This window comes from Idiomarina piscisalsi (assembly GCF_003987095.1).
Classification (GTDB): Bacteria; Pseudomonadota; Gammaproteobacteria; order Enterobacterales; family Alteromonadaceae; genus Idiomarina; species Idiomarina piscisalsi.
Window position 1 is genome coordinate 260,850 of record NZ_PIQA01000003.1, and the last position, 22,124, is coordinate 282,973.

At 47.7% G+C, this 22,124-nt stretch carries 21 protein-coding genes; 9 read left to right on the forward strand and 12 right to left on the reverse strand.

Features of this window, described 5'->3' with window-relative positions; translation table 11 throughout:
• Positions 1-107: 107 nt before the first annotated feature.
• From aceF to ampD, 5 genes are all read right to left on the reverse strand, one after another.
• Entirely contained in the window at positions 108-1,856 is a 1,749-nt protein-coding gene (aceF, locus tag CWI73_RS06090) for a dihydrolipoyllysine-residue acetyltransferase (protein WP_126751977.1), read from the reverse strand.
• Positions 1,857-1,868: 12 nt separating this feature from the next.
• The gene (aceE, locus tag CWI73_RS06095; protein ID WP_126751978.1) at positions 1,869-4,541 is read right to left on the reverse strand and encodes a pyruvate dehydrogenase (acetyl-transferring), homodimeric type; all 2,673 of its coding nucleotides are present in this window, start codon (positions 4,539-4,541) and stop codon (positions 1,869-1,871) included.
• Positions 4,542-4,566: 25 nt separating this feature from the next.
• On the reverse strand, positions 4,567-5,313 hold the full coding sequence (gene pdhR, locus CWI73_RS06100) for a pyruvate dehydrogenase complex transcriptional repressor PdhR (RefSeq protein WP_053954575.1): 747 nt from the start codon (positions 5,311-5,313) through the stop codon (positions 4,567-4,569).
• Positions 5,314-5,398: 85 nt separating this feature from the next.
• Positions 5,399-6,235, reverse strand: a complete 837-nt coding sequence (gene ampE, locus CWI73_RS06105; RefSeq protein WP_126751979.1) for a beta-lactamase regulator AmpE — start codon at positions 6,233-6,235, stop codon at positions 5,399-5,401.
• Between the two features lie 10 nt (positions 6,236-6,245).
• The gene (ampD, locus tag CWI73_RS06110; protein WP_126752051.1) at positions 6,246-6,794 is read right to left on the reverse strand and encodes a 1,6-anhydro-N-acetylmuramyl-L-alanine amidase AmpD; all 549 of its coding nucleotides are present in this window, start codon (positions 6,792-6,794) and stop codon (positions 6,246-6,248) included.
• A gap of 66 nt (positions 6,795-6,860) precedes the next feature.
• Here ampD and nadC point away from each other — a divergent pair, with 66 nt between their 5' ends.
• From nadC to yacG, 8 genes are all read left to right on the forward strand, one after another.
• Complete coding sequence (nadC, locus tag CWI73_RS06115) at positions 6,861-7,718, forward strand: carboxylating nicotinate-nucleotide diphosphorylase (RefSeq protein ID WP_126751980.1); 858 nt, start codon at positions 6,861-6,863, stop codon at positions 7,716-7,718.
• Between the two features lie 86 nt (positions 7,719-7,804).
• Entirely contained in the window at positions 7,805-8,263 is a 459-nt protein-coding gene (locus tag CWI73_RS06120) for a pilin (RefSeq protein ID WP_126751981.1), read from the forward strand.
• Positions 8,263-9,546, forward strand: a complete 1,284-nt coding sequence (locus CWI73_RS06125) for a GspE/PulE family protein (RefSeq protein ID WP_126751982.1) — start codon at positions 8,263-8,265, stop codon at positions 9,544-9,546. The genes CWI73_RS06120 and CWI73_RS06125 overlap by 1 nt, the downstream gene beginning before the upstream one ends.
• Positions 9,539-10,711 (forward strand): type II secretion system F family protein, encoded by a 1,173-nt coding sequence (locus CWI73_RS06130; protein WP_126751983.1) that lies wholly within the window; start codon positions 9,539-9,541, stop codon positions 10,709-10,711. The genes CWI73_RS06125 and CWI73_RS06130 overlap by 8 nt, the downstream gene beginning before the upstream one ends.
• A gap of 19 nt (positions 10,712-10,730) precedes the next feature.
• Entirely contained in the window at positions 10,731-11,591 is an 861-nt protein-coding gene (locus tag CWI73_RS06135; RefSeq protein ID WP_126751984.1) for a prepilin peptidase, read from the forward strand.
• A 2-nt stretch (positions 11,592-11,593) separates the two neighbouring features.
• Entirely contained in the window at positions 11,594-12,202 is a 609-nt protein-coding gene (coaE, locus tag CWI73_RS06140; protein ID WP_058576813.1) for a dephospho-CoA kinase, read from the forward strand.
• A 40-nt stretch (positions 12,203-12,242) separates the two neighbouring features.
• Positions 12,243-13,007, forward strand: a complete 765-nt coding sequence (gene zapD / locus CWI73_RS06145; RefSeq protein WP_126751985.1) for a cell division protein ZapD — start codon at positions 12,243-12,245, stop codon at positions 13,005-13,007.
• Positions 13,004-13,198, forward strand: a complete 195-nt coding sequence (gene yacG / locus CWI73_RS06150) for a DNA gyrase inhibitor YacG (protein ID WP_053953027.1) — start codon at positions 13,004-13,006, stop codon at positions 13,196-13,198. Before zapD ends, yacG begins: the two co-directional genes overlap by 4 nt.
• 9 nt (positions 13,199-13,207) lie before the next feature.
• On the opposite strand, the gene mutT is transcribed toward yacG, so the two are convergent.
• From mutT to CWI73_RS06165, 3 genes are all read right to left on the reverse strand, one after another.
• Positions 13,208-13,624 (reverse strand): 8-oxo-dGTP diphosphatase MutT, encoded by a 417-nt coding sequence (mutT, locus tag CWI73_RS06155; RefSeq protein WP_126751986.1) that lies wholly within the window; start codon positions 13,622-13,624, stop codon positions 13,208-13,210.
• Positions 13,625-13,630: 6 nt separating this feature from the next.
• A complete protein-coding gene (secA, locus tag CWI73_RS06160) occupies positions 13,631-16,345 on the reverse strand; it encodes a preprotein translocase subunit SecA (protein WP_126751987.1) in 2,715 nt (904 codons plus the stop codon).
• A gap of 85 nt (positions 16,346-16,430) precedes the next feature.
• Positions 16,431-17,357 carry a M23 family metallopeptidase gene (locus tag CWI73_RS06165; protein ID WP_126751988.1) on the reverse strand — a complete coding sequence of 309 codons (927 nt, stop codon included), beginning with the start codon at positions 17,355-17,357 and terminating at the stop codon, positions 16,431-16,433.
• 35 nt (positions 17,358-17,392) lie between these two features.
• Between CWI73_RS06165 and CWI73_RS06170 the strand changes: the two genes are divergently transcribed.
• Positions 17,393-17,833, forward strand: a complete 441-nt coding sequence (locus tag CWI73_RS06170; RefSeq protein WP_053953031.1) for a DUF721 domain-containing protein — start codon at positions 17,393-17,395, stop codon at positions 17,831-17,833.
• Here CWI73_RS06170 and lpxC read toward each other — a convergent pair whose 3' ends face one another.
• The 4 genes from lpxC to CWI73_RS06190 all read right to left on the reverse strand — a co-directional run bounded on the left by lpxC (position 17,834) and on the right by CWI73_RS06190 (position 22,122).
• Positions 17,834-18,754: a UDP-3-O-acyl-N-acetylglucosamine deacetylase gene (gene lpxC, locus CWI73_RS06175; RefSeq protein WP_053953032.1), complete on the reverse strand. Its 921-nt coding sequence runs from the start codon at positions 18,752-18,754 to the stop codon at positions 17,834-17,836. It lies immediately after the preceding gene.
• Between the two features lie 150 nt (positions 18,755-18,904).
• Complete coding sequence (ftsZ, locus tag CWI73_RS06180) at positions 18,905-20,098, reverse strand: cell division protein FtsZ (RefSeq protein ID WP_126751989.1); 1,194 nt, start codon at positions 20,096-20,098, stop codon at positions 18,905-18,907.
• Positions 20,099-20,136: 38 nt separating this feature from the next.
• A complete protein-coding gene (gene ftsA, locus CWI73_RS06185) occupies positions 20,137-21,369 on the reverse strand; it encodes a cell division protein FtsA (RefSeq protein ID WP_088768889.1) in 1,233 nt (410 codons plus the stop codon).
• A gap of 6 nt (positions 21,370-21,375) precedes the next feature.
• The gene (locus CWI73_RS06190) at positions 21,376-22,122 is read right to left on the reverse strand and encodes a cell division protein FtsQ/DivIB (protein WP_053953035.1); all 747 of its coding nucleotides are present in this window, start codon (positions 22,120-22,122) and stop codon (positions 21,376-21,378) included.
• Between the last annotated feature and the right edge of the window lie 2 nt (positions 22,123-22,124).

The following is a 22,124-nucleotide window of genomic DNA, read 5'->3' on the forward strand; positions in this document are numbered from 1 at the left end:
ACCCCTTATTTGTCACGGCCGGTTGAGCCACCAGCCGAGGTCAATCAACGCTAAATGTGGCGCTATTGTAGCGCGAATTAATTCGTATTTCCTGCCCAAATTGGTGCTTAAAGCACCAATTTGCGTATATCTCCCAACACACCGCTTAAGTAGGCGGTGAAGCGCGCTGCTTCGGCGCCGTCAATAACACGGTGGTCGTAAGACAATGACAATGGCAAGGTTAAGCGTGGTTCAAACTCCTGACCATTCCATTTAGGCTTCATCTCGTTTCGAGAAACCCCAAGAATAGCTACATCCGGCGCATTTACAATTGGCGTAAAGGCTGTACCGCCAATGCCGCCCAGACTGGAAATCGAGAAGCAGCCACCCTGCATGTCCGATGCTTTCAGCTTACCGTCGCGAGCTTTCGAACTAATTTCAACCAGCTCTTCAGACAGCTCGTAGATGCCTTTTTTATCAACGTCACGAATAACTGGAACCACTAAGCCGTTAGGTGTATCTACCGCAATACCAATGTGCACATATTTTTTCATGTACAACGACTCACCAGACTCAGAAAGTGATGAGTTAAAGGTTGGGAATTCACGCAGCGCTTTCGCACAAGCTTTCATGATGAACACCAACGGCGTTATCTTGAAGCCTAAATCCTGCTTTTTCGCCACTTCATTTTCGGCTTTACGGAATTTTTCCAATTCGGTGATATCCGCCTCGTCAAATTGTGTCACGTGCGGAATGGTCACCCAGTTGCGGTGCAGGTTAGGTCCAGACTTACGCTGAATGCGCGACAGTTGAACTTCTTCCACTTCACCGAACTTGCTGAAATCGACCTTAGGAGGATCGATGACTTGCAAGCCACCGCCGCCCTGGCCAGTTGCGCCTGCAACCGCTTTCGGACGTGACAGTTCGTATTTAACGAAGTCCTGTACGTCTTCTTTCAGGATACGATTTTTCGGGCCTGAGCCTTTGACTTGTGACAAGTCAACGCCAAATTCGCGAGCCACACGACGTACTGCTGGTGACGCATGCAATACCCCTTCTTTGCGATCGCTGCGCTGACTTGGATGGTCAGGCACGGGCGGCTGGCGTTCACCACTTGGCTTCGCACTACTACCACTGTCGCTTTTTGACTTCTGTTTATCGGCGTCATCGGATTTGCTTTCTTCTTTTGGTGCCGCTTCTTTTTCTGACTCATCACTCGAGTCATCGCCGTCGTCAGCACCCTCGGATACTTTCAACTTAGCAATAACAGAACCTTGTGACACTTTGTCACCGACACTGACCAGCATTTCTTCAATTTCGCCGTCTTGCGGGCAAGGCACATCCATTGTCGCTTTGTCGGTTTCTAAGGTGATAAGGCCGTCTTCTTCAGCAACCGAGTCACCTTTTGACACCAACACTTCAATAATTTCGACATCTTCTTCGTCACCAATGTCCGGTACTTCTACATCAATGACTTTGCTGCCACTTGACGACTTTTTCTTCGGTTCAGAAGACTCTTCTTTTTCTTCTTTACCGTCGTCTTTCGACTCAGACTTTTCTTCGTCTTTATCGTCAGACTTGTCATCATTTTGTTCCGGCTCAGCTTCTTTTTCTTCTTCATCAGAAGCGTCAGAGTCGCCAGCTGCTTCAACAATAGCGAGCACATCGCCTTCGCTGATGGTGTCGCCTTCTTTGACTTTCAGCTCAACAATTTTGCCGCCCGAAGACGCCGGAATATCCATTGACGCTTTGTCACTCTCGACAGTAACAACACCGTCTTCTTGCTCAACGGTATCGCCTTCACTGACGAGAATTTCAATGACTTCTACTTCTTCACCGCCCACGTCGGGGACTTTGAGTTCGATTTGATCGGCCATCTCAGTACCTCCTTACGCCAAACGTGGGTTAAGTTTTTCAGTGTCGATACCGTAATCTTTGATAGCTTTCGCTACCACTTTCTTATCGATATCACCTTGGTCTGCCAGCTCTTTTAACGCCGCAACAACAATGTATTGCGGGTCAATTTCAAAGTGCTTACGCAAGTTCGCACGGCTGTCAGAACGGCCATAGCCATCGGTGCCCAGTACACGGTATGAGGTTGGTACCCATGCACGGACCTGATCAGCATACAACTTCACATAATCGGTTGCTGCAACCGCAGGGCCTTTGGCTTTTTTCATCACTTGCGTGATGTAAGCTTCTTTTTCTTTCTTGTCAGGGTTTAGCATATTCCAGCGGTCAGTATCCAGACCATCACGCGCCAGCTCATTAAACGAGGTCACGCTGTAAACTGTGGAATTAATATCAAAGTCTTCTGACAAGATTTTCGCTGCTTCACGCACTTGCTCTAGAATAGTCCCGCTACCCAGCAACTGAACATCGCCTTTGGCTTTTTTCTTAGCCTTCACTTTATCCAGTTCATAAATCCCTTTAACAATGCCTTCTTCGACCCCTTCCGGCATTTCTGGCTGATGGTAGTTTTCGTTCATTACCGTGAGGTAATAGAAAACATTTTCCTGGTCGCCAAACATACGCTTCAGGCCATCGTGCACGATAACTGCAATTTCATAACCGTAAGTCGGGTCATAGCTAATACAGTTTGGCACCGTGCCGAAGTGCACCATGCTGTGCCCGTCCTGGTGCTGCAGGCCTTCGCCATTCAGCGTGGTGCGTCCGGCCGTACCGCCCACTAAAAATCCACGAGTTTGGCTGTCCCCTGCGGCCCAGACTAAGTCGCCGACACGCTGGAAGCCGAACATCGAGTAATAAATGTAGAACGGAATCATCGGCTCGTTGTTTAACGAGTAGCTGGTACCCGCTGCCACCCATGATGCCATTGCACCCAGCTCGTTAATGCCTTCCTGAATAACTTGACCTTTTTTATCTTCGCGATAATAGGCCACCTGGTCTTTATCCTGCGGCGTGTACTTTTGACCATGATGAGAGTAAATTCCCACCTGACGGAACAAGCCTTCCATTCCGAAAGTACGGGCTTCATCCGGAATAATCGGCACAATGCGCTTACCAATTTTCTTGTCTTTCAACAGCGCTGTTAAAACTCGAACAAAGGCCATAGTAGAAGAAATTTCACGATCTCCTGACCCTTTCAGTACCGCATCAAACGCTTTCAAGGCAGGCAACTCCAGTTCCACGTCCGTTTCCGGGCGACGCACCGGCATATAGCCACCGAGCTTCTCGCGACGCTCGTTCAGGTACTTCATTTCATCGCTGTCGTCATCAAATTTGTAGTACGGCAGGTCTTCCAGCTCTTTGTCTTCAAACGGAATATTGAAACGGTCGCGCATGTGCTTAACCGCGTCTAAATCCATTTTCTTAACCTGGTGGGCAATGTTTTTCCCTTCAGCTGCTGCGCCCATACCGTAACCTTTGACAGTTTTCGCCAAAATAACCTGTGGACGCCCTTTGGTGTTCACCGCTTTGTGGTACGCCGAGTAGACTTTTACCGGATCGTGACCACCACGGTTCAGGCGCCAGATATCTTCATCAGACAAGTTGGCGACCATTTCTTCGGTTTCAGGGTACTTGCCAAAGAAGTTTTCACGCGTGAATTTACCGCCTTTGGCTTTAAAGTTCTGGTAGTCACCGTCAACGGTTTCTTCCATTAGCTGTTGCAGCTTACCTTCGGTATCGCGATACAGCAGAGGATCCCAGTAGCGACCCCAAATCACTTTAATCACTTCCCAGCCTGCACCGTGGAAGTTACCTTCCAGTTCCTGAATGATTTTACCGTTACCGCGAACCGGACCGTCTAAACGCTGCAAGTTACAGTTGATAACAAAGGTTAGGTTGTCTAACTCTTCACGCGCGGCCAGGCCAATAGCACCCAGGCTCTCTGGCTCATCGGTTTCACCGTCACCTAAGAAGCAGTAAACGCGCTGTTTTGAGCAGTCTTTAATACCCCGATCCGTCAAATATTTGAGGAAGCGGGCTAAGTAAATTGCCTGAATAGGACCTAAGCCCATAGACACCGTTGGGAACTGCCAGAAGTCCGGCATTAAGTTCGGGTGCGGGTAGGAAGGTAAGCCTTTACCGTCGACTTCCTGACGGAAGTTATTGAGTTGCTCTTCGGTCAGACGCCCTTCAATGAAAGCACGACCGTAAATGCCCGGTGACACATGGCCCTGAATAAACAGGAAGTCACCACCGTCACCTTCGCTTGGTGCGCGGAAGAAGTGGTTAAAACCCACATCGTACAACATGGCTGAAGAAGCGAAACTGGCAAGGTGCCCGCCCAGCTCTTCGCCTTTTTTTGATGCCCGCAATACCATCATGGCCGCATTCCAGCGAATAGCTGAGCGAATACGCGATTCCAGCGTCTGGTTACCCGGCATGGTGGGTTCCTGACTTGCAGGAATCGTATTTAAGTAAGCCGTCGTCGGCTTATAAGGCAGGTAGGCCCCGTTTCGGCGGGCCTTATCGACTAACTGCTCTAACAGGAAGTGGGCGCGCTCCGGACCTTCGGCATCCAGCACACCTTCAAGAGCGTCTAACCACTCCTGAGTTTCCTGTGTGTCGACATCTTGTGTTAATTGATCACTCATAGCAATTCCTTACCTTCTTATCAATTCAGGAACGTCGCAGCGAACGCTGAATACGAGACTGTTCTTTGCCCAACTCTAACAATATCTGTTCAATATAGGTCAAATGTTGGTGACACGCATCCCGCGCTTGCTCCGGTTGACCATCAACAATGGCGCTAACCAGTTGCTGACGGTGTTGATTCAGTTTTTCCAGCAGCTCTTTGCGGCTACCGATTATTTCCAGGTTTTGTCGAATATTCTCAGCCAATAGCTCTTGCATGCCCTGCACAACGTGCACAAGAATGACGTTATGAGAGGCTTCTGCTATGCGGTGGTAAAATTCGACCAAAGCGTCTACTTGCTCATTTATTTCAGCGCTTTGGCTTTGCACTATTCCTTTTATACTCTCTTCTATGCGTTCTAGATCGGCTTTGGTACCTCTCAATGCCGCATAAAACGACGAAATGCCTTCCAGTGCATGTCGAAATTCCAGCAAATCAAACTGCGACTCAGGGTGTTTTGCCAATAACTCAAATAATGGCTGGGTCAATTGTTCGTTAACCGTATTCACCACATAAGTGCCACCGCCTTGCCGGCGCTCAACAACGCCTTTCGCTTCCAGTTTTTGAATGGCTTCGCGCAACGACGGGCGAGACACATTAAACTGCTGCGCCAGCTGCCGTTCCGACGGTAGTTTTTGCCCGGCACGCAAGCGCCCGTCCACAATCATTTGCTCAAAATGAGCAACGATAGTATCCGATAGCTTCGTTTGTTTTATGGGCAACTCAGACATAGCGGTAAATTGGTCAGACCAAAAGATACGATCATTCTAAATCATTTATAGCGCCAGCCCAAATTTTTCTGGGCTGGTACAACCACTACAGAACGGCACCAGATAATGTCAAAACTGCGATAACGGCCACCCAGAATATTTGCTGTCGACGCATTAGTTTTAGCTGGCAAGTAGCGTGCTCGGTCTTATCATCCGGGTGCTGTGGCGTATCCTCTGCATTTTCTGCAACTTCAAATAACAGGCTTTTAGGCTCGCTGTAAGGCGTGGATGTTAATTGAATCCAAACCGGCAGAGCCCGTGAGAAGTGTCCGACAATTAATAATCCAAAACCAGCCAAACGTGCCGGTACCCAATCAGCAAACCATAGCAACCTTGACCAGTAAGACGTTGAATTATCTTGTGATTCTGGATTATTTTCAGCATCAGCGGCTATTCGGAACGTTGCATAAAGCAGAGCGCCAACACTACCAAACAACACAAAATAAAACATTACCGCTAAATAATGCCGGTAATTGATCCAAATCAGAGACTGATTAACGGATGTCTTTTCACCCAGTCCTGCATATTGCGATAACGCACGCTGGTGTTGCTGACACGTTTCATCGTCACCTCGATTTGCGGCTTTTAAATAGGTTTTATAGGAAACTCGGGCAGGCTCACAGTTTATTGCTAACAATAAAGCGGCAATGCTCACTAAAAAGGTGACCAACAAATTATCGAGCAACTGTATTAACAGCCCTACAAAAAGTGCCGGTGCTATGGTTCTCAAAAAGGTTGCCGGAGCACTTTGCCATTTTTCATCGCTCAGCTTTGAAGCACTCCAATGCTGCCAACGACTCAGGTAAAACTGCCAATGCAAAGCGTCAGGGCTGTGGTAAAGCCGTTCAATACTCAATGCAATTAGCAACGCGATGAGAACCATCAAATGCTCCTTATAATTGATTCAAATATCTCGGCCAGTCAAAGCCGCTGCCCGGGTCTGTCTTTCTGCCAGGCGCTATGTGTTCATGTCCAATAATGCGTCGCCGGTTCAGTTTTGGATAGTGCATCAATAAAAGCTCCGTCACCTCCACCAAACACTGATATTGCTTATCAGTATAGGCACTCTGGTCGGTGCCTTCTAGTTCAATGCCAATACTAAAGTCATTGCAGCGTTTGCGACCACAGTAACGTGATTGTCCGGCATGCCAGGCGCGCTTATCGAAAGGTACGTATTGCTCTAACGTGCCGTCCCGGCGAATGACGCAATGCGCTGACACTCGCAGCCCTTCTAAAGGCGCAAAGTCTGGGTGTGCATTGATCTGCAGCTCCCCCATAAACAGGTCTTTGACATAAGGCGTGCCATACTCACCCTCGGGCAAGCTGATACAATGAATCACCAGCAGACTGATGTCAGATTCGTCAGGCCGCTCGTCAAAGTGCGGCGACGCATGCTGTATAGCGTGAGTTATTTTATGGTTTTTCAGTTGTTCGCTTTTCACAGGCTCAACAAAACGGTAAAGTTTGCCCCCTAGTATCCGTATTGTCTGTAAAAAGGTAAAGCCAATATGAGTCAGCATGAATTGCAACTCGCCATTCAGGAAGGTGTTCGTAACGCACTGGTTGAAGATTTGTCGGAAAAAGATGCCAGCCTGGACATTACCGCCCAGTTAATTAGTCCTACCAGCCATTCTAAAGCGACCATTATCACTCGCGACAAAGCGGTTATATGCGGTGTGGAATGGGTCAACGAGGTGTTTAGACAACTTGGGCAAGAAGTGTCTCTGAGCTGGCATGTTAAAGATGGTGACTTGGTCGAGCCGAACACGACGCTGTGTGACTTAGAAGGCCCAAGCCGTGTGTTACTCACCGGCGAGCGTACTGCCCTGAACTTTTTGCAGACTTTGTCAGCAACCGCAACGTTAACGCACCAATACAGCCGACTTCTGGAAGGCACCAATACGACACTACTGGATACCCGTAAAACGCTTCCTGGTATGCGTCTGGCACAGAAGTTTGCGGTTCGCTGTGGCGGCGGGGCAAACCATCGTATTGGCTTGTACGACGCTTATTTAATTAAAGAAAACCATATTTTTGCCTGCGGCGGTATCGAGCAGGCAGTCAAAAAAGCCAAGCAGCTTAACCCCGGAAAAACCGTTGAGGTGGAAGTTGAAAACTTAGACGAGTTTGAACAGGCACTGACAGCCGAAGCTGACATTATTATGCTGGATAACTTCAGTTTGGCTGATATTGAGTCTGCAGTTGCGGCCAATAATAAGGCTGAACATAAAGCCAAGCTGGAAGTATCCGGTAACATTACTGACGAACGTTTGGCTGAGTTAGCTACCACCGGCGTCGATTTTATTTCCTCTGGCGCACTGACCAAAAACATTCAAGCCATTGATCTTTCAATGCGAATTTCCTAAATTCGTCAATAACTTACAAATAAATACATTCGACAAATTCTGCTTAATAGACGACAGTTTCCTGACTTTTTATCAGGAGCTGTCTTATGCAGGATGCAAATACTCAGTACAACGGTTTTAGTCTTATAGAAATGATGGTGGTGGTTGCTATCATAGCGATATTGTCGGCCATTGCTGTTCCCTCCTACACCCATTACACACAGCAAGCGAAAGTCACTAAAGCGTTAGCACATGCTCAACCATTCCAGCTATCCATTGCGCTATGCTGGCAAACCGAAGGGCAACTTTCAGACTGTGCTCAACCAGGCCAAAACGGCCTGCCCAATGTGCCGTCGCCGCTACCGGATGACGTAGCCAGTCTCAGCATTGGTGAGGACGCTCGTATTAGCCTTCAATTAGCCTCTGTAACCATAGATGAACAACCATTGTCCGTCGAATTGAACCCTGTTCCGTCGAACACCCACTTGGAATGGAGCATTGGCTGCTCTGACTATCAGCAAAGCCGAAGCGTTGTTAGCGGCTGCCAGCAAGGTATTGGTGAATAATGAGTTACGTTGCAACCTGCCTTACCGCTGAAATTGATATAGCTTTGTTAGCAAACAGCGAGCTAACAGAGACGAACCAGAATGAGGGCTTTTTAAAACAACACGGGCTAACACGGCTTGCTGAAGAGGAGCAGTGGATATTAGTGTCGCAGGATCCTCAGTGCAAACCGGTTGAACCCGTTCTGTTAAGCCTGTTCAGTGACAAAAAGGTGCTTGTTGTTAGAAACTCTCACCCGCTTTCAGGCTATAAGCCTTTACAAAACTCCGCTGTCGATTACGTCGAGCAGCTCTTGTGTGAATGCGCACTTAACGGAGGCTCAGATATTCATATAGAGCCTTACCAGAGCAGTTATCGAGTGAGGACGCGTTCAGGAGGCGATTTAGACACCAAAGACGCTCTTCAGGTGTCTTTTGCCAAGCAAGTTATTGCTCGAATAAAAGTACTGGCTGATCTCGATCTGACCGAACAACCAATACCGCAAGATGGCCGCTTAACGGTCGCACACAAAGCGACCCATCAGAACTTTGAGTTTCGGTTGAATTGCTGTTCAGCCCTCGGCGGTGAAAAATTGGTACTGCGCTGCCTAAAATCTTCAGAACACATTTTACCGTTGGCAGATACAGGACTGTTAGAGTGCCAGTATCAATGCTTCGAGCAGGCATTATCAAAGACTCAGGGACTTATTATTGTCACAGGGCCAACCGGGAGCGGAAAGACATCGACCTTATACAGCGCACTTCAGTCCATTAATGTTCAAAAACTCAACGTCTGCACGGTGGAAGACCCAATTGAAGCTCCTTTAGCCGGGTGCACACAACTCATGGTAAATGAGCGCAAAGGACTGTCGTTTGCCTCGCTGTTGCGAGCCCTGCTAAGACAAGACCCCGATGTCATTATGATTGGCGAAATTCGCGATGCAGAGACCGCTAAAATAGCCCTGCAAGCGGCTCAAACGGGTCACCTTGTTTTAACTACTATGCATACCAATGGGTCGTTGGAAACGCTCGCTCGTTTAAAGTCGCTCGGCGTTAATCCGCTAGATATTGCTAGCGCGCTCACTCTAATTGTTAGTCAGCGCTTACTTCCGGCGTTTGACAATAACTTCCAGCCTCATAGACAGGCGATTTTTGAGGTGCTGCCCTGGGGACAGGAGGCCAGCCCGCTGCTTAACTCCAGAGCATCCGGTACCGATAAAGCCAACTATTTAGAGCACCTAAAACTGCCAACTTTTGAGCAGGCAAGAGCCTATTACGAAAGACACAAGGTCAGCATTAATGACTGAGCAAAAAGTAACTCGCTGGCGCTGGAAAAGTGCCGGACAGACTGGGTTAATACATACCACCAGTCAATTGCACGCCATTCGACTTTTGTCGGAAAGAGGGTTGAGTTGTATTTCAGTACAGCGCGAACACCTTATAAAAACACCTAAGCCCGCTGATAAAGAATGGCTGCAAACTATAGAGCAGTGGCTTGAACTGCTCGAGTGCGGTCTGCCTTTACCCGACGCATTAAAGCATAGTGTTAATCAGCACTCTTCAAAGGCAATGACTTGGCTAGTGAATGACTGCCTTGCGACAATAAAGTTGGGACGCCCACTTTCGAGTGCGCTTAAGCAATACTCAGATTGGCTGCCCGCTGCTGACATACAAACCATTGAATGGGCGGAGTCGAGCGGTCATTTGGTCAGTGGCTTGCACAATATTTTGACGTTAAAGCAGCAGCAAATGGCACTAAAGGAACAACTCACCAAAGCACTTCGCTACCCGCTAATTATTGCGGCATTTGCCTGTGCCGTTGCCTTACTCATGATGACTTGGGTACTTCCCCAGTTTCAGAAGCTTTTTGGGAATGCCAACTTACCGCTGTTGACTCAAAAGGTTATCGCAATTTCAGAATTCGTAAGCCAACACGCTGTTTTTATCGGCAGCGCTTTTTGTCTACTCTACCTTTCCTGCCGGCTGATTAGACACCGGTTTCCTGCGTTTTGGCGACACTGCACGCTAAAGCTGCCGGTTTATAGGCAATTAGTCATTGGTTCGCGCGAACAACAAATTTATTATCAGCTTGGGCTCTCGCTAGAAGCAGGCATTGATGCTATTCATGCCCTACAGCTTACGACAAATAACCTGAGCTGCCCGGTCTATAAAAGCCGGCTTCACCTTATTAGTTACCATTTAGAAAAAGGCTTAGGCTGGTCTAAGGCGTTCAGATCGTCGGCATTGAATACGCCGAAAACCATGAGCTTTATTCAGTCAGCAGAGAAGTCCGGCCGTATGGCGCAAGCATTTAAGCAGTTGGCGTTGTACCAGCAAAAGCAGCTCACTCTTTATTCTGAGCGTATTTCAAGTTACTCACAGCCCTTGCTGATGCTTATTTTAGGCGGCATTATAGGCACTCTTTTAGTGGCTATGTACTTGCCTTTATTCTCATTGGGCGAGCAATTTTAATTAAGCAGGACGCTATCGAATGACCGAATTATTCGCAGCTCACACAATCGCAATGCTGATCTTATCAGTCATACTGGGGGCTGTTATTGGCAGTTTTTTGAATGTTGTTATTCATCGCCTGCCTATTCAATTGCAGCGACAGTGGCAACTGGAATGTGCCGAGGCAAACGGCACACCTGCAAATCAAGTCGAACCCTTTAATCTCGCTTTCCCAGCGTCTCATTGCCCGAAATGTCAGTCCGCTATTGCCTGGTATGACAATATCCCACTGTTGAGCTTCCTGTTTTTAAGAGCTCGCTGCCGCCATTGCAAAACACCGATTTCAATCAGCTACTGGGCGGTAGAAATTATCGCAGCCATCAGTTTCGGGCTAATTGGCTGGCAATATGGCATCACTGTGCCAGCACTGTTTTACGCCGTAGTCACAAGCTTATTAATTTGCCTTTTTGTCATCGATTTACATCACAAACTATTGCCCGACGTGCTCAATTACTCCCTACTCTGGCTCGGTTTACTCTGGTCGTTGTCCGAGTACAGTTCCATAACCACAGAGCAGGCGCTCATCGGTGCGGTCGTGGGCTACCTCAGCTTGTGGTCAGTTTATTGGGTGTTTAAACTTCTGACCAAAAAAGAAGGGATGGGCTATGGCGACTTTAAATTGCTGGCGGCACTAACTGCGTTTACCGGTGCAACAGTATTGCCAGTGACCGTATTGGCCGCGTCACTGTGTGGCGCTGTTGTTGGTATTGTTTACATTAAACTCAGCGGCCGGGCTCAGCCGATTCCATTTGGCCCCTTTCTAATTGGGGGAGGGATCATAAGCTACTTTTGGGGACACGAGCTGCTATACGCTTATTGGTCCTGGCTAGGAGGGGCGTAAGCATGACTTATGTTGTTGGTGTAACCGGTGGTATCGGCAGCGGTAAAACCGCCGCCACAGACGAGTTTCAACGTCTAGGCATTGACGTGATAGATGCAGATGTTGTTGCTCGCGAAGTTGTGGAGCCAGGCTCTGTGTGCCTAAAAGAAATTCAACACCACTTTGGCCCAGAAGTGATTCAAAGTGACGGCCACTTAGACCGTAAAGCGCTGCGTGAAAAAGTCTTTAGTAATAACGATGAAAAGGAATGGCTGAACCAGTTATTGCATCCTGAAATTCGTCGACAAATACTCGCTCAGTTAAATAATGCGTCTTCCAGGTATGTGATTTTATCCGCTCCATTACTGCTGGAAAATGGATTGGATAAATACTGTGACCAAGTATTGGTTATAGACGTACCAGAATCATTACAAGTTGAACGCACGGTTACTCGTGACAACACGTCTGAAGAACAGGTTGCAGCCATTTTAAACGCTCAAATGACTCGTGAAGAGCGACGCCGAAAAGCGGATGATATTATTGTTAATGACACCACTTTAGACGCACTTCACACTCAGGTTCAGGAATTACACAAAAGGTATCTGGAAGCAGCCATTGCACACCCATCTTAATGCGCTATTATAGGCGCATTACCCTTTAACTACTGACATTATGGCGTTCACGGATAACCAGCACATTATTTATGAATACCCGCTTCAGGAGCGTGTCCGCACATATTTACGACTTGAACACGGCTTCGAGCAGCTCAACGTCAGTAGAGAGTTGTTTCAACAACAGCCTGATGCTTTTTTCCAGTCCCTGTTTTTACTCAGCGATCTCCTTGAAAGGGTCGACATTCGCACTGAGCTTTCAAAAGATCTCGATGCACAGCAACAGCGCCTGAAACAATGGGAGCAACACCCACAAGTCGATAGACAGGCGTTGCGGACCACTATTGAAGAAATTGGCGACTGCCAACAATTTTTACCGGACATTCCTAAGGTATTGCGAGAAATTAAAGACGATGCACTACTGGCGAGTATAAGACAACGTTTTAGCCAACCGGGTATTAGTGGCCTTTTCGAACTGCCGCAACTGCAACTCTGGTTAAGTCAGGAGAATGAACTCCAACAGCAACAATGCGATGCATGGTGTCAGTTATTTCAACCTATCGAAAAAGCGGTACAACTAAAGCTCACCTTAATGCGAGAGCAGTCTACCTTTTCTGATATAACATTAACCAGTGGCTTTATGCAGGAAAGCTCTGAGCAGCCGTTAGCTATGCTACGAATTAAAGTCCCTAAAGAGTCTTCCGTTTACCCGGTTATTAGTGGGCATAGACAACGCTTTACGGTAAGATTCATGCCGTTACCGGGTGTCAATAACACTCAATCAATCCAGTCAGTTCAATTAGAAATAGCCAGGTGTGCACAATGAGTTTAACGGTCAACTGTCCAACATGTGAAACAGAAGTCGAATGGAAAGAGACCTCGAAATTTCGTCCGTTTTGCAGCGAGCGCTGCAAGCTCATTGACTTAGGCGAGTGGGCAAATGAAGAAAAAAGTATTCCTGGAGAGCCCGCTCCTGTCGCCAACGATGACTACATTAACGAGGGCGACGGTTTTTAGGCCCTACATTTAGTAAGTATTCATTGACTGCATAATACAGTCGACAATGGGTTGGTTTGCATCAGGAAATTGAAATGCATCTAACTGATTTTTATCAACCCAACACCATTTCTGCCCTTCCAGCTGGGTAGCTTCGCCTTGATAGGACAAAATCCACCAAACATCCAATAATACGCGTTTATCGGAATATTGGTGTTCGATAACTGTCAGTGGCGCCATGTCAGTAACATCTATGCCACACTCTTCTTTGAGCTCTCTGACTAAGGCTTCCTGAACGTTTTCATCTGACTCAACTTTACCACCGGGAAACTCCCATTTGCCGCCTTGATGCTGTTCTGGCAGCCGTTGTGCGATAAAGATTTCGCCATTCGAGTTTTCAATAACTCCCACTGCAACATGTACAGCGGGAGGTTTTTGGGTGGTCATATTAACCTACAGTTTACCGTGACAATGTTTGTATTTTTTACCTGAGCCGCATGGACAAGGTTCATTACGACCGACTTTCTTTTCAGTTCTGGCCGGTTGTGGCTGCCCCTGCTCCCGCGGTTGCTCTTCTTGAGTCGCTGGCTTTGTCTGCTCGTGTTTAAACTCACGAGGTGCACTGTCGGCAGCTTTACGCTGTTGGTCAACGGCATCGACATCTTCCTGAGCGCGCACTTTAACGCGACTTAAAATAGTCACAACATCCAACTTCAGGTTCTCAAGCATTTCGCTGAACAACTCAAACGCTTCGCGCTTATATTCCTGCTTAGGGTTTTTCTGTGCGTAACCGCGTAAGTGAATGCCCTGACGTAAATGATCCATTGCTGCCAAGTGCTCTTTCCAGTGCTGATCAAGGCTTTGCAACATAATCGACTTTTCAAAACGGCGCAGAACTTCCGGACCTACCATTTCTTCTTTTTCCTGGTAAGTCTTAACCAGCTCTTCCAAAACACGTTCGCGAAGAACTTCTTCGTGGAAGTGTTCTTCTTCCTCAAGCCACTGTTGTAAAGGTAGCTCAATATGGAAATCAGCGCGTAAACGTTCTTCCAGTGACTTTAAGTCCCACAGTTCAGCGAGCGACTGTGGTGGCACATATTCGTCAATCACCGCATTAACAACGTCTTCGCGAATTGCAGTAATGGTTTCAGAAATATCACCTTCATCAAGCAGCTCGTTGCGCTGTTCATAAACCACCGAGCGCTGGTCATTCGCCACATCATCGTATTCAAGCAGTTGCTTACGGATATCGAAATTACGCCCTTCAACCTTACGTTGTGCGTTTTCGATGGCGCGTGTCACCCAAGGGTGCTCAATAGCTTCGCCTTCTTTCATACCAAGGCGTTTCATCATGGTACCAATACGATCCGATGCGAAAATACGCATTAGTGGATCTTCCAGTGACAGATAGAAACGAGACGAACCCGGGTCACCCTGACGACCAGCACGACCACGAAGCTGATTATCAATACGGCGAGATTCATGACGCTCCGTACCAATAATGTGCAAGCCACCCGCTTCGATGACTTTGTCATGCACTTTCTGCCATTCTTCTTTAATAGCATCTATTTTTTCGTTAGATGGTTCTTCCAGTTTCTCTACTTCGACCATCCAATTGCCGCCTAACACGATGTCAGTACCGCGCCCGGCCATGTTGGTCGCAATAGTTACGGCGCCCGGACGGCCCGCCTGAGCGATAATATCGGCTTCTTGTTCGTGGAACTTAGCGTTCAACACCGCATGCGGTATTTTCTTCTTCTTCAAAAGGCTCGACAACAACTCCGAGTTTTCGATAGATACGGTACCAACCAGCGCTGGGCGTCCTTGTTTACGGCACTCTTCGATATCTTCAGCAATAGCTTCGTATTTTTCTTTTGCCGTTAGGTAAATCAAGTCAGCGCGATCATCACGAACCATTGGCTTATTGGTTGGAATAACAACGGTTTCAAGCCCATAAATTGACTGGAACTCAAAGGCTTCGGTGTCGGCTGTACCTGTCATACCCGCCAATTTGTCATACAAACGGAAGTAGTTCTGGAAGGTAATAGAAGCTAGTGTTTGGTTTTCGTTTTGAATAGGCACACCTTCTTTGGCTTCGACCGCCTGGTGCAAACCTTCAGACCAGCGGCGCCCTTCCATCGTACGACCTGTGTGCTCATCAACAATAATGATCTGCTCATCTTTAACAATGTAATCGACATCTTTCTGGAATAGGTGATGTGCTCTTAGCGCCGCATTAATGTGGTGCAGTAAGCTAATATTGGCAGCGGAATACAGTGAGTCATCGTCAGCCAGCATGCCTTTTTCTTTGAGTAGCGACTCTATATGCTCTTGACCATTTTCGGTTAGGTGAAGTTGCTTAGCCTTTTCATCAATGGTGAAATGGCCGTCGCCTTTCTCTTCCTCGGTATCTTCTTTTTCCTGACGCACTAAATGTGGAACCAGCTCGTTCATCTTTCGGTACATTTCCGAACTGTCTTCAGCCGGCCCCGAAATAATCAACGGTGTTCTGGCTTCGTCAATAAGAATAGAATCCACCTCATCGACCAGCGCATAGTAAAGGTCGCGCTGCACGCGATCCTGTGGCGAAAAGGCCATATTATCGCGCAAGTAGTCGAAACCAAACTCGTTATTGGTGCCGTAGGTAATGTCAGCTTGATAAGCAGCTTTTTTATCTTCCGGATTCATGCCCGGAATATTGAAAGCAACACTCAAGCCCAGGAATTCAAACAGAGGGCGGTTAAATTCAGCGTCACGTTTTGCCAAGTAGTCGTTCACGGTAATAATATGCACGCCTTTCCCGGGCAAAGCATTTAAATAAGCAGTTAGAGTTGCAGTTAAAGTTTTACCTTCACCGGTTTTCATTTCCGCAATACGGTTTTCATTCAAAACCATACCGCCGATAAGCTGGACGTCAAAATGACGCATTTTAAATACGCGTTTACTGGCTTCACGGACCGTAGCAAAGGCTTCAACAAGTAACTTATCGAGCTTTTCACCTTCGTTCAGACGCTTACGAAACTCGGCGGTCTTTTCCTTTAATTCGGCATCACTCAATGCTTCAAATTCGGGTTCTAACGCGTTAATCCGATCAACATCTTTTTGCATGTTTTTGAGTATGCGATCGTTGCGACTTCCAAAAACTTTTCGAAACAGACTGCCTAGCATGAGTTTGATATATCCTGTGTTACTTTTTAACAACAAAAGCGGTACTCAGTACCGCTTGCGTTTATTCTCTTAATGTTCAGGTGTATTAGTCGGCTTTTCGGTACACAAATTGGTTCGGGTCAATCTGCTTACCATTGCGTAAAACTTCGTAATGCACATGCGGTCCGGTTGAACGACCACTGCTACCCATCTCTGCAATTTGCTGACCTCGTGTTACCACGTCGCCGACGTTTACTAATAATTTGTGATTGTGCCCATAGCGAGTTTTTAAGCCACCACCGTGGTCAATCTCAACCAACTGACCATAGCCGTACCGGTCACCTGCCCAAGTGACAACACCAGCACCGGTCGCAACCACTTGCACATCTTCGTTATAACTCGCAAAGTCTAAACCTTTATGCATGGCCGGAGTGCCATTGAAAGGGTCTTTACGAATACCATATTGCGAAGAGAGCCAACCATCGGAGATAGGGCGCCCAGCAATATATGCATCACTATTAAGTTGGTGATTCATCATCACAGATTCAAGGAGAGATAGCTGTTTTTGTTTGTCCGATATCTTCGACAACATGTCTTCAATATCGGTAAGTACGTCAGCTCCTGAGGCGTGCGGCAGTTCAGCGACTTCTATTTCAGGTCCGCCGATGGGCATTTCCTGCTGGAAATTAAACTCGCCATTGTCCAAATTTGCTACACCGGCCAAGCGCTCGCCTAAAGCGTCCAGGCGGCGCATTTGTGCCCGTAACTCACCTAAGTAGACTTTCATTGCCCCCAATTGCTTTTGGGTATCTTCTTTCAACGCTTTGACGGCTTTTTGCTGAAGAATAAGGTTTTTTTGCTCTTCGGTGATTTGTGCCTGCGCGAACTCTGGATCAACTCCCCGGTATTCCCAAGGTTGCCAGGTAACAAGCCCAATAAAGGTCGCTATACCGGCGAAAGACAACATCCGTCTACGACTTAAATTAATGCGAAAACGAATTTTGGAGCCTCGATAAAAGACTGATAAACTCATCTGAACTCTCTTATTATTTGTTGACTACACCACTTATGTCACGACAACCCAAAACGCCATCAGAATTGCTACGTACGGGTCAGCAACCTATGGCTGAAACGTTGCGACACTATGCACAGTTTGCCGCTCAACTCTCTCAATGGCAACAGTTGTTTAAAAACTGCGTGGACAAAGCAACCGCTCAACATTGTCAGCTTGTGAATATTCGCGACGGCGAGCTTATTGTAAAGGCTGGCAGCGGCAGCTGGTCAACAAAACTTAAATTCCAACAAGCGGCCATTATAACGTATTTTCAAAACAATGCGACGGTGCCGGTCAACAAGCTGAGCGTGAAAGTGTCACCGAATGTAAACACCACAAATGACAACGCACAAAGGCTAAGGAATATGGCGGAGGGTTGCAGCGAGCCGCTGCGACTTCAGTTAGAAGCATTAGCGGCGAAGTTTGATAACAACGCCGCCAACAATAAAGGCTAATTAAGCCGTAGTATTAGCTGGTGACCAAAATGCGATAGGCTCTTTTGCCTGCTCATCTTCAAAGGTCACGAACTCCCAGGCAGACTCAGTTTCCAGTACCGCCTGAAGTAATTGGTTATTTAACGCATGGCCTGACTTGTATGCACGCAGATGGCCCAAAATACTATGACCGCCCATGTAGAGATCGCCCACAGCGTCCAACATTTTGTGTTTCACAAACTCGTCGTCATAACGCAGGCCGTCATTATTTAACACGCGGAAGTCATCCAGAACCACGGCGTTATCAAAACTGCCACCAAGCGCCAAGTTATTTTTGCGCAAGTACTCAATGTCTTTCATAAAGCCAAAGGTACGCGCACGGCTAATGTCTTTAATGAAGGCATTAGCACTGAAGTCCATGCTGACAGTTTGCCCTGTGTCTGCGATAGCCGGATGGTCAAAGTCGATAGCAAAGTCGATACGGAAACCATCGTGGGGTAGCAGTTCCGCCCACTTGTCACCGTCTTCAACACGCACCGGCTCTTTGATTCGGATAAACTTCTTCGCTGCTGACTGCTCTTCAATGCCCGCACTTTGTAGCAGGTAAACAAACGGGTGAGAGCTACCATCCATAATCGGTATTTCGTGAGAGTCGACTTCGATAATAGCGTTATCAATGCCAACTCCTGCAAGCGCAGCGAGTAAGTGTTCGACTGTAGATATGCGAATATTTTCTTCATTAATTAAGCACGTACACAACTGCGTATCACGAACCCAGTCAGCACGCGCAGGGATATCCACTGCCGGCTCTAAGTCAGTACGGCGAAAGATCAACCCAGTATTAGCCGGCGCCGGACGCAAAGTTAAGTTCACTTTGTTGCCCTTGTGCAAGCCAATTCCTGTTGCTGATATCGCTTGTTGCAATGTACGTTGCTTAATCATGAGTTTTATTCACCTACCTTATAAAATCGGTTCGCTTTATACGGCTTCTGGTCAAAAAACGACCATTCAAACCGAAGCGGCCGCATATTATACGACATTTGTCATGGTCCGATCAAATTTTACGCATAATTACACTGGCTTAGCGGTAATTTAGTCCGCTTGTTTGCGCAAAAATGCCGGAATATCCAAATAATCCAGTTCTTTGTCCTGCTTTGGCTTCGCCGCCGCCTGACGCTTCGCTTCTGGTTTAGGCTCTGCCTGAGCCTCTTCCTGCTCTTCGTAACGAGGAGCTGTAGCGCCGCGGTCAATGTCCGCACGATACGTAGGTTGCGGTTCACGCTTAGGTGCATTTTGCGCATTGTTGACCAGAGAAATATCTGGTTTACGCTCTGCGCCGATACCTGTCGCAACAACGGTTACTCTTAATTCATCAGACATTTCAGTATCGATAACGGTTCCCACAATTACGGTCGCATTATCTGACGCAAACGCCTTCACGGTGTTACCTACCGTTTCGAACTCGTCAATGCTCATGTCCATGCCTGCGGTTACATTAACCAACACACCGCGCGCGCCAGACAGATCGATGTCTTCAAGAAGCGGGCTGTTAATAGCCATTTCCGCCGCTTCCTGCGCACGATCTTCACCGCTTGCGGCGCCGGTACCCATCATCGCAGTACCCATTTCTTTCATCACTGCACGAACGTCGGCAAAGTCAACGTTGATAAGGCCTGGACGAGTAATAAGCTCGGCAATTCCCTGTACCGCGCCCAGTAGCACGTTGTTGGCTGCGCTGAAGGCATCTAACAACGAAGTGCCTTTGCCCATAACCTTCAACAGTTTTTCGTTAGGAATAGTAATAAGCGAGTCCACACTTTGCTCTAGCGCGTGAATACCTTCATCGGCAACGGCCATGCGCTTCTTACCTTCAAACGGGAAGGGTTTAGTAACAACCGCAACTGTCAGAATACCCAGCTCTTTGGCGACTTCAGCAACCACAGGTGCGGCACCGGTACCAGTGCCGCCACCCATGCCGGCTGCAATAAAGACCATATCCGCACCTTCTAATTGAATACGGATATTTTCGCGGTCTTCTTCCGCTGATTGGCGACCCACTTCCGGGTTAGCACCAGCGCCAAGCCCCTTAGTGATGTCCTGACCTAATTGAATGGTCACGTCTGCAGTGTGATTACGCAATGCCTGCGCATCGGTGTTCGCCGCAATAAACTGCACGCCTTCAATTGACTCTTTTACCATGTGCTGAACAGCGTTACCGCCGCCACCACCGACGCCTATCACCTTAATGACGGCTTCGCTTTCGTAATTATCCATCAGTTCGAACATAATAATTCTCCCTACCTGCTTTTTTTTGCTACCCCAAGTTAAAACTCACCTTTAAACCAGCTCTGCACTTTTTGCCAGAGCCCGATAACGTCAGTTTTAGAACTTTCTTTTTGTGATACAGCGGCGTCTTCCTGTCCATACCGTAACAGTCCGACCGCTGTCGCATAAACCGGGTCTTCTACGTAGTCCCGTAAACCTTTCATACCAAGCGGTACGCCTACGCGCACCGGCATTTGGAATATCTCTTCTGCAAAATCAACGCAGCCTTCCATTTTCGCGCTACCACCTGTGATAACCACACCAGCAGCTATTTGTTCGTCCAGGCCGCTTTGCTGAATTTCATCTCTGACTAACTCAAACAATTCCTGGTAACGTGGTTCCACCACTTCTGCGAGCGTATGCCGCGACATAACACGCGAAGGACGACCACCCACCGACGGCACCTCAATGGTGTCTTCCATACTAACCATTTGACGCAACGCACAAGCGTGCTTGGTCTTAATTTCTTCCGCGTGATTCGTTGGTGTGCGGAATATTTTTGCAATATCACTGGTCACCTGATTACCCGCCGCCGGGATCACAGCGGTGTGACGCAACACCCCGCCTGCATAGATGCAGATATCAATCGTACCGCCGCCTAAGTCGACCAACGCCACGCCTAGGTCCTTTTCGTCATCGGTTAATACCGAGATGCTGGATGCCAGCGCTGAAAAAATCAGTTTGTCGACAGACAAACCACAGCGTTCCACGGCTTTGGTTATGTTCTTGGCCATGTCATTAGCGCAAGTAATAATGTGGACTTTTGACTCCATACGCACGCCCGACATACCAATAGGACTGCGAATGCTTTCCTGAGAGTCAATCACATACTCTTGCGGTAGCACATGCAAAATGCGGCGCTCTTTCGCAATAGGCACCGACTGCGCTGCATGAATCACACTGTCGACATCGTCCTGTGTCACTTCCGCTTCATTAATCGGCACCATGCCGCTTTCGTTCTGGCACGAGATGTGGCGACCGGAGATATTTAAGTAAACAGATGCAACTCGGCAGTCAGCCATCAATTCGGCCTCGTCGACAGCTCGTTGAACCGACTGAACGACCAAATTCAGGTCATTAACGCCGCCTTTGTCCATACCACGAGCAACCGCAGTACCAACGCCTACAACGCTGATTTCATTGTCCGGCAACAACTCACCGATAAGAGCGGTTACTTTGCTCGTACCTATGTCCAGACCTACTACCATATTGCGTTCCGATGTTTTCGACATATCTGTCTAACTCTCACTTTTTGCTTCACGCCAGGCTACTGCAGCCCCGGTATCGTATCGTAAATCCACTGTGTCGACTTTGTTCTCTTTACTGTTTTCGTGGTTCATCATGCTTGGAAACAAGTCGATAAACCGTTTAATGCGTTCCAGGGTGGCTTCCCGCCCTAACTTGATTTCTATACCTTGTTCCAGCACCAAACTGACAGCAAAGCGGTCGGTTAAACGTAAGGCTCTTATCGAAAAACCATTCACCGACAACATCTTTTGTAATCGATAGAACTCGCTTAGCGTGTCCTCGACCGCGTGCTCAGGCCCAAAAAGTTGGGGTAGCTGCGCACTCACTTTTGTCACGTCAGCCCGAAACACTTCATCCTGTTCGTTGATCAGCCGGTCCGCATTCCAAAGCGCTTGCGGCTGATGCTCCGAAACAAATACCGATAAACGGTCGGGCCATACTTTCCGTATGGATACTTTTTGTACCCACGGCAGCGCTTCCACTCGCTGCCTTAAACTGTCAACGTCAGCCGTAAAAAAACTGCCTAACGGCTTTGACAAAAGTGCCTGTCTTATCTCACTTTTGTCGGTATAAATAAGCTCGCCCTGCACACTCAAGCTGGCTATAGGCACTTGCTGTTCATCTGTCAGTACTTCATTTAACTGATAAATACCGACGCCTAAACCTATCAAAGTCAGGCAAAACACGATGACGCCAGACCAAAAGTTAACCAACTTAAGGCGCTGCTCAGCGGCCATAT

Excerpts from the sequence above, each read along its gene's own strand:
- aceF (WP_126751977.1), bottom strand. The coding sequence starts at position 1,856 with ATGGCCGATCAAATCGAACTCAAAGTCCCCGACGTGGGCGGTGAAGAA.
- aceE (WP_126751978.1), bottom strand. The coding sequence starts at position 4,541 with ATGAGTGATCAATTAACACAAGATGTCGACACACAGGAAACTCAGGAG.
- pdhR (WP_053954575.1), bottom strand. The coding sequence starts at position 5,313 with ATGTCTGAGTTGCCCATAAAACAAACGAAGCTATCGGATACTATCGTT.
- ampE (WP_126751979.1), bottom strand. The coding sequence starts at position 6,235 with ATGGTTCTCATCGCGTTGCTAATTGCATTGAGTATTGAACGGCTTTAC.
- nadC (WP_126751980.1), top strand. The coding sequence starts at position 6,861 with ATGAGTCAGCATGAATTGCAACTCGCCATTCAGGAAGGTGTTCGTAAC.
- CWI73_RS06120 (WP_126751981.1), top strand. The coding sequence starts at position 7,805 with ATGCAGGATGCAAATACTCAGTACAACGGTTTTAGTCTTATAGAAATG.
- CWI73_RS06125 (WP_126751982.1), top strand. The coding sequence starts at position 8,263 with ATGAGTTACGTTGCAACCTGCCTTACCGCTGAAATTGATATAGCTTTG.
- CWI73_RS06130 (WP_126751983.1), top strand. The coding sequence starts at position 9,539 with ATGACTGAGCAAAAAGTAACTCGCTGGCGCTGGAAAAGTGCCGGACAG.
- CWI73_RS06135 (WP_126751984.1), top strand. The coding sequence starts at position 10,731 with ATGACCGAATTATTCGCAGCTCACACAATCGCAATGCTGATCTTATCA.
- coaE (WP_058576813.1), top strand. The coding sequence starts at position 11,594 with ATGACTTATGTTGTTGGTGTAACCGGTGGTATCGGCAGCGGTAAAACC.
- zapD (WP_126751985.1), top strand. The coding sequence starts at position 12,243 with ATGGCGTTCACGGATAACCAGCACATTATTTATGAATACCCGCTTCAG.
- yacG (WP_053953027.1), top strand. The coding sequence starts at position 13,004 with ATGAGTTTAACGGTCAACTGTCCAACATGTGAAACAGAAGTCGAATGG.
- mutT (WP_126751986.1), bottom strand. The coding sequence starts at position 13,624 with ATGACCACCCAAAAACCTCCCGCTGTACATGTTGCAGTGGGAGTTATT.
- secA (WP_126751987.1), bottom strand. The coding sequence starts at position 16,345 with ATGCTAGGCAGTCTGTTTCGAAAAGTTTTTGGAAGTCGCAACGATCGC.
- CWI73_RS06165 (WP_126751988.1), bottom strand. The coding sequence starts at position 17,357 with ATGAGTTTATCAGTCTTTTATCGAGGCTCCAAAATTCGTTTTCGCATT.
- CWI73_RS06170 (WP_053953031.1), top strand. The coding sequence starts at position 17,393 with ATGTCACGACAACCCAAAACGCCATCAGAATTGCTACGTACGGGTCAG.
- lpxC (WP_053953032.1), bottom strand. The coding sequence starts at position 18,754 with ATGATTAAGCAACGTACATTGCAACAAGCGATATCAGCAACAGGAATT.
- ftsZ (WP_126751989.1), bottom strand. The coding sequence starts at position 20,098 with ATGTTCGAACTGATGGATAATTACGAAAGCGAAGCCGTCATTAAGGTG.
- ftsA (WP_088768889.1), bottom strand. The coding sequence starts at position 21,369 with ATGTCGAAAACATCGGAACGCAATATGGTAGTAGGTCTGGACATAGGT.
- CWI73_RS06190 (WP_053953035.1), bottom strand. The coding sequence starts at position 22,122 with ATGGCCGCTGAGCAGCGCCTTAAGTTGGTTAACTTTTGGTCTGGCGTC.